The 13,437-nt window shown below is 69.7% G+C and carries 12 protein-coding genes and 1 riboswitch; of the genes, 4 read left to right on the top strand and 8 right to left on the bottom strand.

The window, feature by feature from the left end; all coding sequences use genetic code 11:
- Positions 1 to 7: 7 nt before the first annotated feature.
- Positions 8 to 982, top strand: coding sequence for an acetyl-CoA carboxylase carboxyltransferase subunit alpha (locus tag U1T56_RS10665; protein ID WP_418159453.1), 975 nt, complete (start codon positions 8 to 10; stop codon positions 980 to 982).
- On the opposite strand, the gene U1T56_RS10660 is transcribed toward U1T56_RS10665, so the two are convergent.
- Both U1T56_RS10660 and U1T56_RS10655 read right to left on the bottom strand, forming a co-directional pair.
- Positions 970 to 1,719: a TVP38/TMEM64 family protein gene (locus U1T56_RS10660; protein ID WP_418159452.1), complete on the bottom strand. Its 750-nt coding sequence runs from the start codon at positions 1,717 to 1,719 to the stop codon at positions 970 to 972. The two genes, U1T56_RS10665 and U1T56_RS10660, sit on opposite strands and share 13 nt — an antisense overlap.
- On the bottom strand, positions 1,716 to 3,131 hold the full coding sequence (locus U1T56_RS10655; RefSeq protein WP_418159451.1) for a dihydrolipoyl dehydrogenase family protein: 1,416 nt from the start codon (positions 3,129 to 3,131) through the stop codon (positions 1,716 to 1,718). Before U1T56_RS10655 ends, U1T56_RS10660 begins: the two co-directional genes overlap by 4 nt.
- Before the next feature lie 106 nt (positions 3,132 to 3,237).
- Here U1T56_RS10655 and U1T56_RS10650 point away from each other — a divergent pair, with 106 nt between their 5' ends.
- Entirely contained in the window at positions 3,238 to 3,792 is a 555-nt protein-coding gene (locus tag U1T56_RS10650) for a prolyl-tRNA synthetase associated domain-containing protein (protein WP_418159450.1), read from the top strand.
- 347 nt (positions 3,793 to 4,139) lie between these two features.
- Positions 4,140 to 4,634, top strand: a complete 495-nt coding sequence (locus U1T56_RS10645; protein ID WP_418159579.1) for a queuosine precursor transporter — start codon at positions 4,140 to 4,142, stop codon at positions 4,632 to 4,634.
- A 16-nt stretch (positions 4,635 to 4,650) separates the two neighbouring features.
- Here the strand turns inward: U1T56_RS10645 and U1T56_RS10640 are convergent, their stop codons facing one another.
- Both U1T56_RS10640 and U1T56_RS10635 read right to left on the bottom strand, forming a co-directional pair.
- Positions 4,651 to 5,667: a glycosyltransferase family 2 protein gene (locus U1T56_RS10640; RefSeq protein ID WP_418159449.1), complete on the bottom strand. Its 1,017-nt coding sequence runs from the start codon at positions 5,665 to 5,667 to the stop codon at positions 4,651 to 4,653.
- A gap of 113 nt (positions 5,668 to 5,780) precedes the next feature.
- Positions 5,781 to 6,692 carry a sulfite exporter TauE/SafE family protein gene (locus U1T56_RS10635; protein WP_418159448.1) on the bottom strand — a complete coding sequence of 304 codons (912 nt, stop codon included), beginning with the start codon at positions 6,690 to 6,692 and terminating at the stop codon, positions 5,781 to 5,783.
- A 238-nt stretch (positions 6,693 to 6,930) separates the two neighbouring features.
- Here U1T56_RS10635 and U1T56_RS10630 point away from each other — a divergent pair, with 238 nt between their 5' ends.
- On the top strand, positions 6,931 to 8,019 hold the full coding sequence (locus tag U1T56_RS10630) for a sulfotransferase family protein (RefSeq protein ID WP_418159447.1): 1,089 nt from the start codon (positions 6,931 to 6,933) through the stop codon (positions 8,017 to 8,019).
- 9 nt (positions 8,020 to 8,028) lie between these two features.
- On the opposite strand, the gene gcvP is transcribed toward U1T56_RS10630, so the two are convergent.
- The 4 genes from gcvP to U1T56_RS10610 all read right to left on the bottom strand — a co-directional run bounded on the left by gcvP (position 8,029) and on the right by U1T56_RS10610 (position 13,404).
- Positions 8,029 to 10,926, bottom strand: coding sequence for an aminomethyl-transferring glycine dehydrogenase (gene gcvP / locus U1T56_RS10625; RefSeq protein WP_418159446.1), 2,898 nt, complete (start codon positions 10,924 to 10,926; stop codon positions 8,029 to 8,031).
- Between the two features lie 57 nt (positions 10,927 to 10,983).
- On the bottom strand, positions 10,984 to 11,358 hold the full coding sequence (gene gcvH / locus U1T56_RS10620; protein ID WP_418159445.1) for a glycine cleavage system protein GcvH: 375 nt from the start codon (positions 11,356 to 11,358) through the stop codon (positions 10,984 to 10,986).
- Between the two features lie 14 nt (positions 11,359 to 11,372).
- Positions 11,373 to 12,470 carry a glycine cleavage system aminomethyltransferase GcvT gene (gcvT, locus tag U1T56_RS10615; RefSeq protein WP_418159444.1) on the bottom strand — a complete coding sequence of 366 codons (1,098 nt, stop codon included), beginning with the start codon at positions 12,468 to 12,470 and terminating at the stop codon, positions 11,373 to 11,375.
- A gap of 161 nt (positions 12,471 to 12,631) precedes the next feature.
- Positions 12,632 to 12,736: riboswitch (glycine riboswitch) on the bottom strand.
- Positions 12,737 to 13,149: 413 nt separating this feature from the next.
- Positions 13,150 to 13,404 carry a DUF2442 domain-containing protein gene (locus U1T56_RS10610; RefSeq protein WP_418159443.1) on the bottom strand — a complete coding sequence of 85 codons (255 nt, stop codon included), beginning with the start codon at positions 13,402 to 13,404 and terminating at the stop codon, positions 13,150 to 13,152.
- Positions 13,405 to 13,437 lie beyond the last annotated feature (33 nt).

Raw genomic sequence — 13,437 nt, 5'->3', positions numbered from 1 at the left:
AGGCCGAATGAGCACGCTTCTCGACTTCGAAAAGCCGATCCTCGAGCTAGAGGGCAAGGTCAAGGAGCTGCGCTCGCTCGCTGACGGCAGCGAGCTCGACCTCAACGAGGAGATCGCGAAGCTCGAAGGGCGGGCAGCGAAGCTTCTTTCGCAGACCTACGCCAAGCTCACGGCCTGGCAGAAGACCCAGGTGGCGCGCCACGCCGACCGGCCGCACTTCGTCGACTACGTCGAGGGGCTGATCGAGGAGTTCACACCCTTGGCCGGCGACCGGCTCTATGCCGAGGATCGGGCGATCGTGGGCGGGCTCGGCCGGTTCCGCGGGCTTTCCGTCGTCGTGATGGGCCACGAGAAGGGCGCCGACACCGAGGATCGCGTGCGGCACAATTTCGGCATGGCGCGGCCCGAGGGTTACCGCAAGGCCGTGCGCCTGATGCGCATGGCCGAGCGCTTCCGCCTGCCGGTGCTCACCTTCGTCGACACGCCGGGAGCGCACCCCGGCGTGGATGCCGAGGAGCGCGGCCAGGCCGAGGCGATCGCGCGCGCGATCGAGACCTGCCTCGACCTCGAGGTGCCGCTGATCGCCACGGTCGTGGGCGAGGGCGGCTCGGGTGGCGCCATCGCGCTCGCCGCCGCCGACCGTATCCTGATGCTCGAGCACTCCATCTATTCCGTGATCTCGCCCGAGGGTTGCGCCGCGATCCTGTGGCGCAGCGCCGATCAGGCGCCGACCGCAGCCGAAGCGCTCCGCCTCACGGCGCAGGATCTGCTCCAGCACAAGCTGGTCGATCAGGTGATCCCCGAACCTCTGGGCGGAGCGCATCGCGGCCGGGCCACGACCATCGCCGCCGTGGGCGATGCGATCGAGCAGCATCTCCGGCCGCTGATCCGGCTCTCGGGCGCGGAGCTCAAGAAGGCGCGGCGCGAGAAGTTCCTGCGCATGGGCCAGGCGACCGACGCGAAGACGGCTCAGCCGTCCTGAGCCGCAGCAGCCCGCCTCGCCATCCAGTGGCGATGGAGGGCGGGCAGGAGCGCCAGCCCAGCCAGGCCCAGGAGCGGCAGGAGGACGTGCGGCTCCAGGATCAGGCCGAGATCGGGCTCCTCGCCGCGATCGAGCACCGTCCCGAGCCCCGCGCCGACGCTGGCGTAGACGAGGCTTCCCGGCACGATGCCGAGGAAGGTCGCGAGCGTGTAGGTGCGAAGCGGCACGCCGAGCAGCGCCGGCACCAGGTTGACGAGCCAGAACGGGAACAAAGGCACCAGCCGCAGCACGAGGAGATAGCTGAGCGCATCGGCCCGGAAGCCCGCCTCCATGCGCTGCAGCCAAGGACCGGCCCGGTCCTGCAGGGCGGAGCCCAGCGCCGTCCGGGCGATCAGGAACACGGCGACGGCACCTGCGGTGGCGCCTGCGACCGTGAGCAGCCCGCCGAGCCAGGTGCCGAACAGGAAGCCGCCGGCGAGCGTCAGGAACACCGCTCCCGGCAGCGAGACCGCCACGGCCGCGGCATAGGCCAGCACGTAGGTCAGGGGCGCCAGGACCGGATGGTCGGCCACGAACGCCTGCAGCACGTCCTGCTCCGCCCGGAGCGTGGCGAGGCCGAGATGGCGGTGGAGGCCCGAGCCGTAGGCTGCGACCGCCGCCAGCAGCAGGAGAAGGAGCGGCAGCCAGCGCCGCCGGGATGCCCGCCCGGTCCGGTCGGCCTTGGAGCAGGGCCTCATCCCAGCCTCGCGAGCAGGCGGACGAGCCGGCGCGTGCCGCCACCGAACAGCCGCGGCGCGTACCAGCTCGCCGCGGCACGCTTGCTCGCCTCGGACAGGGTGGGATAGGGCGTCACGACGCCGGCCACGGCGCTGAGCGGCAGACGGCGGTCGAGCGCGAGCACCCAGGGCAGGATCAGCTCGCCGGCATGAGCGCCGACGATGCCGGCTCCGAGCACCCGGCCGCGCTTGCCGACCACGAGCTTGACGAGGCCTTCGGTCCGGCGTTCGGCACGCGCGCGGTCGTTGTCGGCGAAAGGCGCGCGCAAGACCTCGTGGGCGAGTCCCTGCTCCTTCGCCTCCGCCTCGCTCGTGCCCACGACGGCGAGCTCGGGATCGGTATAGGTCACCCGAGGAATGGCGGCCGAGGTCGCCCTGGCCGGCAGGCGGAACAGGGCGTTCTTCACCACGACCGAGGCGTGGTGGTTCGCGAGGTGGGTGAACTGCGGCCCACCCGCCACGTCGCCGATCGCGAACACGCGGGCGTTGGTGGTCCGCAGGCGGCTGTCTACCTTGATGCCTTTGCGATCGAAGGCGATGCCCGCAGCCTCGAGGCCGAGATCCTCGATCACGGGCGTTCGCCCCACCGCGACCAAAAGGTGCGAGCCGTCGAGTCGCCGTCGGCCGGCAGCGCTCTCGACGACGAGCGCAGGTCCCGGCTCGGCGCCCACGACCCGGACGCGCTCGTGCAGGCGGACTCCTTCCGCCAGCAGGCGTTCACGGACCACGGCCGTCAGCTCGGGATCGTCCTTCGGCAGGATGGGGCCGAGATCGATCACGGTGACCTCGCTGCCGAGCCGCCGGAAGGCCTGCGCCAGCTCGCAGCCGATCGGCCCGCCGCCGAGCACGAGCAGATGCCGGGGCGGCGCCGCGAGGTCGAACACGTTCTCGTTGGTAAGATGGGGTATCTCGGCGAGGCCTGGTATCGGCGGGATCGCGGGCCGGCTGCCGGTGGCCACGACGAAGCGGCGTGCCCGGATGCGTCGCCCGCCGGCGATGACCTGGTCGGGGCCGGTGAAGCGGGCATGATCCAACAGCACGGTGACGCCCAGTCCTGTGAAGCGCTCGATGCTGTCGTGCGGTGCTATGCCGGCGATCACGTCCCGCACGTGCCGGCGCACGGCCGCGAAGTCGATCCCGGGCTCGACCGGGCGGACGCCGAAGGAGCCGCTCTGCCGCATGGCCTCGGCCGCGGCCGCCGCCGCGAGCAGGCTCTTCGATGGCACGCAGCCGTAGTTCAGGCAGTCTCCGCCCATGCGGTGCCGCTCGACGAGCACGACCGAAGCGCCCATCTGCACCGCGCCCGCGGCGACGCTGAGCCCGCCGGAGCCGGCACCGATGACGCAGAGGTCGGGGGTAAGGATCTGGCTCATGCGCGCTCGTCCGCAGGCGGCCCGGCTGCAATGCCCGCTCGTCGGCATGGTGGACGCAAGGGGCATGGGCCTCAACCCGCGACGCATAACGAGCCCGTGACAGGCGATGGTGCGCCTGCTTGCCCGCTCGCGGCCGCATGGCTATAGCCCGCTCATGCTGACGACCAAGGCCGAGATCCTGGCCCGTCTCGCCGCCATGGGCATCGAGGCGGAGACCACCCATCATCCTCCCGTCTACACCGTCGAGGAGGCGCAGGTCCACACGCGCCATCTGCCGGGCGGGCACTGCAAGAACCTGTTCCTCAAGGACAAGAAGGACCGGCTGTGGCTGGTCACCTGCCTCGACGAGCAGCGGGTCGATCTCAATCGGCTCTCGAAGCTCCTGGGCGCTGCGCGCTTCTCGTTCGGCAAGGCCGAGCTCCTGCGCGAGGTCCTGGGCGTCATGCCGGGTTCGGTGACGCCGCTCGCGATCGTCAACGACAAGGACAACCGCGTGACCCACGTGCTCGATGCCAAGCTCGTGGCGCACGAACGCGTCAACTGCCACCCGCTCGAGAACGACGCCACGACGACGCTGAAGAGCCAGGATCTCCTGCGCTTCATCCGCAGCACCGGCCACGAGCCCGTGATCATCGACCTCGACCAGATACTCGAGGGCTGAGCGGCTCAGGCGCACGGTGGCGCTCCGAGGGCAGAGGCGAGTGGTGCCAGGGCCGTACCGGCAAGACGAGCGAGCAGCCGCTGGTCAGCAGTCACGAGCGTGGCCGCCGCGCTTTCGGCCAACCGCATCGTCGAGGTTGCGGATGATCACCTGGCCCATGACATATTCTCCGATGATAGCAGTCGTGTCATCATGATGTCCCGATAGAGCAAGGCTTGCCCGGGCCCGTGGTCGAAATCCGCGGTTTACGCATCGTGCCAGCCACGCCATAAGCTCCTCGTCCCCTGTTCCGGAGACCTACAGCCTTGTTCGCAGCCTTCGCCTCGCCCTGGCCGCCGATCGCCGCGATGATCGCCATCGTCGTGGCCTCGAACTGGCTCGTCCAGTTCCCGATCAACGACGTCCTGACCTGGGGTGCGATCACCTACCCGTTCACCTTTCTGGTCACCGATCTCACCACCCGGCTGCAGGGGGCGACACGGGCACGGCTCGTGGTCTGGATCGGCTTCGCCATCGCCGTGCTGATCTCGGCTTGGCTCGCCACCCCGCGCATCGCGCTCGCCTCGGGCACCGCATTCCTGGTGGGGCAGCTTCTCGACATCCAGGTGTTCCAGCGCCTGCGCCGGGGGAGCTGGTGGCGCGCACCTCTCGTGAGCTCGAGCGTGGGCTCGGTGCTCGACACGGCGATTTTCTTCTCCCTGGCCTTCGCCGGCACGGTCGTGCCCTGGGTCACGCTGGCCATGGGCGATCTCGGCGTGAAGCTCACCCTTGCGGTTCTGGGGCTGGCACCGTTCCGCGCCGTGCTGGCCCTGGCGCTGCCGAGCCCTCGGGTCCGCGCCTGAGCCGGGAGCGTCGGGGTCACTCGCCGGCGGCCGGCCCGTCGTCCCGAACCATCGGCTCCCTCACCCGGCCGAGGCGGGCCGGGCGGTAATCCTTGACGTGATAAAGCGGGCGGTGCTTCGTCTCGTCGAACACCCGCCCGAGATACTCGCCCAGGATTCCGATCGCTGTGAGCTGCACGCCGCCCAGGAACAGGATGGTGGTCATCAGGGACGGATAGCCCGCGACGGGATCGCCGTAGCGCAGCGTCTTGTAGATGATCCAGAGCGCATCCACGAAGGCGAGGCCGGCGATGGCCAGACCCAGGATGCTCGCGAAGCGCAACGGCGCCGAGGTGAACGAGGTGATGCCCTCGATCGCGAGGTTGACGAGCTTCGCGTAGCTCCATTTGGTCCTGCCGGCGAAGCGCGGGTCGCGCTCGTAGCGAACCGCCACCTGCTCGAAGCCGATCCAGGTGAACAGGCCCTTCATGAAGCGGTGCTGCTCGGGGTACTGGTTCAGTGCCTCGACCGCACGGCGGCTGAGCAGGCGGTAGTCGCCGGTGTCGGGCGGCAGGTGGACCCGGCCGACATGCTGCATCAGGCGGTAGAACAGATGCGCGGTCGCCCGCTTGAGCCAGCTCTCGCCGGCGCGAGCGATCCGCTGGGCGTAGACCACGTCCACACCGCGCTCCCGCCAGGGCGCCACGAGTTCCGGGATCAGCTCGGGCGGGTCCTGGAGATCGGCGTCGATGACGATGACGGCCTGGCCACGCGCATGGTGCAGGCCGGCGGTGAGCGCCACCTCCTTGCCGAAGTTCCGCGAGAGGTCGATCACCGCGACCCTGGGATCCCTCGTCTGCAGCCGGTCCAGGACCGGGCGCGTGCGGTCGTGGCTGCCGTCGTTGATGTAGATGACCTCGGCCGTCTCGCCGAGGCGGTCGAGCGTGGCGGCGAGGCGAGCGTGGAACGCCTCCAGAACCGAATCCTCGTTGTAGGCCGGCACCACGATCGAGAAGGTGGGCACTTCCGGTTCGGGGAAGGTGCTGGCGGTCATGGCTCGCCGCTCGCTGGCCGGGTTCGCCGGAGGTCGAAGCGAGCGTGTTCCCGCCGCGCGAGCGGGTCAAGGGCCAATCGCCCCGGCAGGCAGCCGGGATTGCCCCGCCCGGCTCAGGTGACCGTGATCGAGTAGAGGTCGCGCGGTGGCACGATCAAGTCATAGGCCAGCTTGGCGCACACGAGGAGCACCAGGAGAGCCAGGAGGATCCGGGTGTGCTCGGCCTTGAGCCGGCCGCCGAACCGCGACCCGAACTGGACCCCGACCACGCCGCCGGCGATGAGAAGCAAGGCCAGGAGAATGTCCACGCTGTGATTGTTGTAGGCGTGGAGAAAGCCCGTGATCGCGGCGACGAAGCAGATCTGGAAGAGCGATGTGCCGATCACGACGGCGGTGGGCATTCCGATGAGATAGATCATGGCCGGGACCATCACGAAGCCGCCGCCGATGCCCAGGATCGCAGCCAGCAGACCGCCGAAGGCGCCGACGAGGAGCGGCATCAGCGCGCTGATGTAGAGGCGGGATTCGGGAAAGCGCATCTTGAAGGGCAGGCCGTGCATCCAGTTGTGCTGGTGCAGGCGGCGGCGGCGCGGCGTCGGGCGCCGGCTGTGGAGGATGACGCTCAGGCTCTCGGCGAACATCAAGGTGCCGACGATGCCGAGAAACAGCACGTAGGCGATGCTCACGAACGCATCGATCTGGCCGAGCCGCATCAGGAGGTTGAACAGGCCGACGCCTGCGGCCGAGCCGATGGTGCCGCCCGCCACGAGCACCCAGCCCATGCGGAAGTCGACCGCCCTGCGCCGCAGGTTGGCGAGCACGCCCGAGACCGAGGATGCCAGGATCTGCGCGGCCTGCGAGCCCACGGCGACGGCGGGCGGGATACCCATCAGGATCAGCATCGGGGTGAGCAGGAAGCCGCCGCCGACGCCGAACAGACCCGAGAGGAAGCCGATCACCCCGCCGAGCCCCAGAACCCAGAACAGGTTCACCGACATCTCGGCGACGGGAAGGTAGATGTCCATCTCGCGGCGGTGTGCCCGGTGCCAGAGGTTCCGCCCCCGAACAACATCGCACGCCCGGCAAAGTCAAGGCAGGGCAGGGGCTTGCGTGACTTTCTGCTTCCGGTGCGGACTCGAGGGCGTACGCGGCAAAAGGCTTGCGCCGCGTCATCGGTGTCGTGGTGCCGGTATCTCGGTACGTGCTATGGCTGCGCCGCCGCCATTGCGACCGGGCGGAAGGAAAGCTGCAGGGAACGCTTCGATGTCGTCAGCGAGCGCCGACGCCGATCGGCCGCGCAGGCCACCGTTCTTCATCCTCGGGGCACCGCGCTCCGGCACCTCGCTCCTGGGGCGGATGCTGGGCTCGCATCCCGCGCTCGCGATGCCGGACGAGATCAAGCTGTTCGAGACCTTTCTGCCGCTCCTGCCGCTCTACGGCGATCTGCGGCAGCCGAAGCGGCTGCGGCGTCTGGTCGAGGACATGCTGGGCTGGCGCTGGGTGCGCCGCCTGCCGGACCCGCCTCCGGTCGAGGCGGTGCTGGCGCGGGTCGCCCGCCACGATCTTCCGGGCGCGATCGAGGCCCTCCTCGCCGCCTGGGCGGCGGGACAGGGGAAGGAGCGCTGGGGCGACAAGACCCCGAGCAATCTCTATTTCTGGCCGCTCATCGCCGGAGCGTTTCCCGAGAGTCCGATCATCCACATCCTGCGCGACGGGCGCGATGTCGTCCTGTCCCAGATCCAGGCCCCGTTCGGACCCAAAACGGTGGCAGGCGCTGCCGAGCGCTGGGTACGGTTCGTGAGCGAGATCCGCACGCTCGGCGAGCAGGCGGGCTCGCGGCCTTACGTCGAGATCCGCTACGAGGATCTCCTCGCCCGGCCCGAGGCCACGATCGGACGCGTGCTCGAAGTGCTCGGCGAGCCGTTCGATCCGGTCGTGCTGCAGTTCCACAAGAACGCCCGGCCCGTCGGCACCGATCCCGTCAACGACCGCAACATCCACCGGCCGCTTCAGGTCGCGAACCGGGAGAAATGGCGGGACGCGCTGAACCGGCGCGACCTCGAGACGCTCGAAGGAATCGCCGGTCCGCTGCTCGAGGCCTGCGGCTATCCGCGCTGCACGGCCGCACCCCCGATGCTGCCGGCCGAGCGGGCCGTCCGGCGCTACCTGCAGCATCCGCCGCTCAAGCTCGTTGCCATGCTGCGCAACCGGCAAGGCATCGCCGAGGCTCTGGAGCGGCAGCTTCTCGGCTGGCGGCTGCGGGTGGATCGCCTGCTCGGCCGCCTTTCGGCCGGGAGCGGCCCTTCGGCGGGCGGGATCGAGCGTCCGCCGCTCGGCTCCAGCGCCGCCTGACCTCTCCCGCTACTCCGCCGCCTGCTGGTAGGTCTCGATCGGCGGGCAGGAGCAGACAAGGTGCCGGTCGCCGTAGGCGTTGTCGACCCGCCCCACCGGCGGCCAGTACTTGTCCTCGCGTATGGCCGGCACCGGGAAGAACGCCTGCTCCTTGGCGTAGGGCCGGTGCCACTCGCCCATGAGGAGCTCGGCCGTGTGGGGCGCGTGCTTCAGCACGTTGTCCACACGGTCGGCGCGGCCCTGCTCGATGGCCCGGATCTCCTCGCGGATCGCGATCATCGCCTCGCAGAACCGGTCGAGCTCGGCGAGGCTCTCGCTTTCGGTGGGCTCGATCATCATGGTCTCGGGCACGGGCCAGGACATGGTGGGCGCGTGGAAGCCGTAGTCCACGAGGCGCTTCGCGATGTCCTCGGCGGTGATGCCGGTCGCCTCCTTGATGCCGCGGATGTCGATGATGCACTCGTGCGCCACCATGCCGTTCCGGCCGGTGTAGACGACGGGGTAGTGCGGAGCGAGCCGCCGGGCCACGTAGTTGGCGTTCAGGATCGCGACCTGCGTGGCGCGGGTGAGGCCGGGGCCGCCCATCATCGCGATGTAGGTCCAGGAGATCGGCAGGATCGCGGCCGAGCCCCAGGGTGCGGCCGAGACCGCGCCGACGCTGTGCTCGCGGTCATAGGGGTTGACACCCGTCACCACCGGATGATTCGGCAGGAACGGGGCGAGGTGCGCCTTGACGCCGATCGGCCCCATGCCGGGTCCGCCGCCGCCGTGCGGGATGCAGAAAGTCTTGTGCAGGTTCATATGGCACACGTCGGCGCCGATCTCGGCCGGCCGGGCGAGGCCCACGAGCGCGTTGAGGTTGGCGCCGTCCATGTAGACCTGCCCGCCGCGGCCATGGACGATGGCACAGATGTCCTTGATCCCTTCCTCGAACACGCCGTGCGTGCTGGGATAGGTCACCATCAGTGCCGCGAGCCGTTCTTTATGCTGCTCGGCCTTGGCCTCGAGATCGGCGAGGTCGATGTTGCCGTTCGCGTCGCATCCCACCACGACCACGCGCATCCCGGCCATGACGGCGCTCGCCGGGTTGGTGCCGTGTGCCGAGGACGGGATCAGGCAGACGTCGCGCGCCCGGTCGCCGCGGCTGTCGTGCCAGGCGCGGATCGCGAGCAGGCCCGCATACTCGCCCTGGCTGCCGGCGTTGGGTTGGAGCGAGACTGCATCGAAGCCCGTGATCTCCTTGAGCCAGGCTTCGAGATCGTGGAACAGGGCCTGGTAGCCCGCCGCCTGCTCCGGCGGGGCGAAGGGATGAAGATGCGCGAACTCGGGCCAGGTGATCGGGATCATTTCGGCCGTGGCGTTGAGCTTCATCGTGCAGGAGCCCAAGGGGATCATCGCCCGGTCGAGGGCGATGTCCTTGCCCTGGAGCTTGCGCAGGTAGCGCAGCATCTCGGTCTCGCTGCGGTAGCGGTGGAAGACCGGATGGGTCAGGAAGGGCGAGCCGCGGCGGAATACTTCCGGAATGGTCGTGGTGTCGTCGAGCGAGGCGAGGTCGAGCCGTTTCGCGTGCTCGACGTCGAACACGGCGAGAACGCGCCGGACCACCTCGTGGTCGGTGGTCTCGTCCAGCGAGATTCCGAGCCGGTCGGCATCGACGTGGCGCAGGTTGATCCCGGCATCGCGCGCGACGATCAGAAGCTCGTGCGCCCGCTCGGGAACCCGCACGGTGAGCGTGTCGAAGAATGCCTCGGTCTCGACCTCGACCCCGAGCGCCTTCAGGCCGCTCGCGAGCAGGCAGGTCAGGCCGTGCACCCGCCGCGCGATCCGGGTGAGGCCTTCGGGGCCGTGATAGACGGCATAAAAGCCGGCGATCACCGCGAGCAGCACCTGAGCCGTGCAGATGTTCGAGGTCGCCTTCTCGCGGCGGATGTGCTGCTCCCTGGTCTGCAGCGCCATGCGCAGCGCCGGCTTGCCGCGGGAATCGACCGAGACGCCGATGATCCGCCCCGGCATCGAGCGCTTGTAGGCGTCGCGGGTGGCGAAGAAGGCGGCGTGCGGGCCGCCATAGCCCATGGGCACGCCGAAGCGCTGCGCCGAGCCCAGGACGATGTCCGCACCCAGCTCGCCGGGCGGGGTGAGGAGCGTCAGCGCCAGAAGGTCGGCCGCGACCGCGACGATGCCGTTCGCCTGCCGCACCGCCTCGATCGCCGGCCGCAGGTCGCGGATGGCGCCGTCGCTCGCCGGGTACTGGAACAGCGCTCCGAACACCGTCTTGCCGTCGAGGTCGGCCAGCGGATCGCCGACCTGGATCGGGATGCCGAGATAATGCGCCCGCGTGCGGACGACGGCGATGGTCTGGGGATGGCAGCGCTCGTCGACGAAGAAGGCCGAGGCCTTGCTCTTGGTGATCCGGTGCGCCATCGTCATGGCCTCGGCCGCCGCCGTCGCCTCGTCGAGGAGGGACGCGTTCGCGAGCTCCATGCCGGTGAGGTCGGCCACCATCTGCTGGTAGTTGAGGAGCGCTTCGAGCCGGCCCTGGCTGACTTCGGCCTGATAGGGCGTGTAGGCCGTGTACCAGCCCGGATTCTCGAGCACGTTCCTCAAGATCACGGCCGGCGTGTGCGTGCCGTAGTAGCCCATGCCGATGAGGGAGGTGCAGACCCGGTTCCGGCTCGCGATCGCGCGCAAGGCGGCGAGCGCTTCGGCTTCGGTCCTGGCCGGTGGCAGGTCGAGCGGGCGGGTGCTGCGGATCGCGGCGGGCACGGTCCGCTCGATCAGCTCGTCGAGCGAGCCGACGCCGATCGCGGCGAGCATCGCCCCGATCTCGTCCTCTCTCGGCCCGATGTGGCGCGAGACGAAGGACTCGCGGTTGTCACGCTCGACTCGGGGCATGGTCTGCAAGGGCATCGGGGCGCTCACGCTCGTGGCACGCAAGAAGGAAAAAATCGGCTCGGGCGAAGGGGATCAGCCCAGGGTCTCGAGATAGGCCTCGTAGGCGGCCCGATCCATCAGGCCCGCGAGTTCGCTCGGATCGCGCAGGCGCAGCTTGAAGAACCAGCCCTTGCCCTCGGCCTCCTCGTTGACGAGCGCCGGGTTCTCTTCGATCGCGCTGTTGCCCTCGATGACCTCGCCGCTCACGGGCGCGTAGACCTCGCTCGCGGCCTTGACGCTCTCGACCACGGCGGCCTGGTCGCCCTGGCTGACCTCCTTGCCGACCGGCGGCAGCTCGACGAACACGACGTCGCCGAGCTGCTCTTGCGCATGCTCGCTGATGCCGATCACGGCGGTGTCGCCGTCGATCCGCACCCACTCGTGATCCTTGGTGTAGTAGGTCGTCATCGGGGAACTCTCGCTCAGCGGTGGTAGCGACGCGGGACGAAAGGCAGCGCCGCCACCCGTGCCGGTAGCGGCTTGCCGCGGACGAGAAGATTGAGGGCGGTGCCGGGGGCGGCGTGTGCGGCGTCGACATAGCCCATGGCGACGGGTGCTCCGACCGAGGGGCCGAAGCCGCCGCTCGTGATCCGGCCGATGGTCCGGCCGTCCGGGTCCTGGATCTCCGTGCCCTCGCGCGCGGGCGCCCGGCCTTCCGGCCGGATGCCGACCAGCTTCCTGGCAGGCCCTTCCGCGAGCTGGCGCAGGATCGTCTCGGCGCCCGCGAACCCGCCGGCCTCGCGGCGGCGTTTCTGGATCGACCAGGCGAGCCCGGCCTCGACCGGGGTGGTCGTGGTGTCGATCTCGTGACCATAGAGCGGCAGGCCGGCCTCGAGCCGCAAGGAGTCGCGGGCGCCCAGCCCCGCGGGCTGGACCTCCTCGTGGGCGAGCAGCATGCGGGCGAGGCGCTCGGCGTCTTCGGCCGCGACCGAGATCTCGTAGCCGTCCTCGCCCGTGTAGCCCAGGCGCGACACACGGCAGGAGAGCCCGTCGACCGCCATCTCGGCCGTGCCCATGAAGGGAAGCTCGGCGCAGGCCGCCGCATGGCGGGCGAGCACGGTCGCGGCGGCCGGCCCCTGCAGGGCCAGGAGCGCCCGGTCGGCGAGTTCCGTTACCCGCACCTCGGGCTCGAGCGACGCGCGCAGGTGTGCGATGTCGGCATCGCGGCAGCCGGCGTTCACGACCAGGAACAGGTGATCGCCGGCGTTGCTCACGATCAGATCGTCGAGGATGCCGCCGGTCTCGCTGGTGAGCTGGGTGTAGCGCGCGCGCCCCGGCGCCAGGTTGACGATGTCGGCGGGTACCAGCCGCTCCAGCGCCGCGGCGGCGTTCGGGCCGTCGAGCCGCACCTGGCCCATGTGCGAGACGTCGAACAGAGCCGCGGCTGCCCGGCAGTGCAGATGCTCGGCGATGATGCCGGCCTTGTACTGCACCGGCATCTCCCAGCCGGCGAAAGGCACGATGCGCGCACCGAGCTCGCGGTGGAGATCGAAGAGTGGGGTGCGCTTGAGCTCGCCCATGGCCCCGGACCTCACGCAGGCAGACGGCCCGCCACCGCGGCGAACCCGTTCTGCCCCCTCTGTACGGAACCTGAGAGCTTCCGGCGCCAAGCCAGGGAGGCCTGCCGTCGTCCCCTACGGTGGGGCGCGTCGTCGCCGGGCGCCCACTCTCCAGAGGGCCATGAACGTTCGCGGTCCTTTCGCCTGAGAGATTCCGGGGCGGTTGCTCCTTCGGCGCCGCCTGCCTCCGCGACCTGCGGAGCGGCGGTCTCTCCCACGAACGACGTCTGGCCGCGTAAAAGCGTAGCGCAGCGCGCGATCCGGTCAAGGCGGGAATGAGCGGCCGGCGCAACCCTCGAAGCGCGACGCCGAAGGTGGCGAGGGCGTGCCGGCGGCGCGAGGCTGTGCCGTACAGCTACCACTTAAAGTGTTAACGCTTGTTCCAGCTCAGTTTTCTGAATTCGTTCGTGCAGTTTCGATGACACGGCGCCAGAGTTTCCCATCAGTAGGTCGCCGCAGACGGGGCAAGAATATTATCCTGCAAGGCGGTCGACCCCAAGCAGAGGCAAGAATGCCGGAAGGGATGCTGCCCCGACCAGCCCGGCGAGGGAGCACGGCCGGAGGGGCGTTCCCTCGCGGTGTTCCGGATGCACACGGAACTCGTGGTGCTGAGCCTTCCGCTGTCGGCCAGGAGGCCATCTCACGCTGCATCGGGCAGCCTGGTGGCGCGGTCTCCCCGCCCTGCCAGCAGCCCAGCGACGGAGATATCCTCGTCCAGCTCGTCCCAACGCAGATCCCGGCCGCCACCACCGATCTCGTAGCGCGGTCGCTGCTCCGGCGCCGCGTGCAGCAGCCGGGGGAACCACGCCGGCGGAACGCCGAGGATCCGGCCATCGACCAGCTCGACCCGCGTGAGACGATCGTCGAACCGCGCCGCACTAGCCGGGATGGTCATTCCACGCTCTCTCGACGGTCGTTCTGTCGGCCT

Origin of the sequence: Benzoatithermus flavus, from assembly GCF_037908215.1 — a bacterium.
Taxonomy (GTDB): Bacteria; Pseudomonadota; Alphaproteobacteria; order Geminicoccales; family Geminicoccaceae; genus Benzoatithermus; species Benzoatithermus flavus.
This window is presented reverse-complemented; position numbering and strand designations above follow the sequence as displayed.

Coding starts and splice junctions, on each gene's coding strand:
- U1T56_RS10665 (WP_418159453.1), top strand. CDS start 8: ATGAGCACGCTTCTCGACTTCGAAAAGCCGATCCTCGAGCTAGAGGGC.
- U1T56_RS10660 (WP_418159452.1), bottom strand. CDS start 1,719: ATGAGGCCCTGCTCCAAGGCCGACCGGACCGGGCGGGCATCCCGGCGG.
- U1T56_RS10655 (WP_418159451.1), bottom strand. CDS start 3,131: ATGAGCCAGATCCTTACCCCCGACCTCTGCGTCATCGGTGCCGGCTCC.
- U1T56_RS10650 (WP_418159450.1), top strand. CDS start 3,238: ATGGTGCGCCTGCTTGCCCGCTCGCGGCCGCATGGCTATAGCCCGCTC.
- U1T56_RS10645 (WP_418159579.1), top strand. CDS start 4,140: ATGATCGCCATCGTCGTGGCCTCGAACTGGCTCGTCCAGTTCCCGATC.
- U1T56_RS10640 (WP_418159449.1), bottom strand. CDS start 5,667: ATGACCGCCAGCACCTTCCCCGAACCGGAAGTGCCCACCTTCTCGATC.
- U1T56_RS10635 (WP_418159448.1), bottom strand. CDS start 6,692: ATGGACATCTACCTTCCCGTCGCCGAGATGTCGGTGAACCTGTTCTGG.
- U1T56_RS10630 (WP_418159447.1), top strand. CDS start 6,931: ATGTCGTCAGCGAGCGCCGACGCCGATCGGCCGCGCAGGCCACCGTTC.
- gcvP (WP_418159446.1), bottom strand. CDS start 10,926: ATGCCCTTGCAGACCATGCCCCGAGTCGAGCGTGACAACCGCGAGTCC.
- gcvH (WP_418159445.1), bottom strand. CDS start 11,358: ATGACGACCTACTACACCAAGGATCACGAGTGGGTGCGGATCGACGGC.
- gcvT (WP_418159444.1), bottom strand. CDS start 12,470: ATGGGCGAGCTCAAGCGCACCCCACTCTTCGATCTCCACCGCGAGCTC.
- U1T56_RS10610 (WP_418159443.1), bottom strand. CDS start 13,404: ATGACCATCCCGGCTAGTGCGGCGCGGTTCGACGATCGTCTCACGCGG.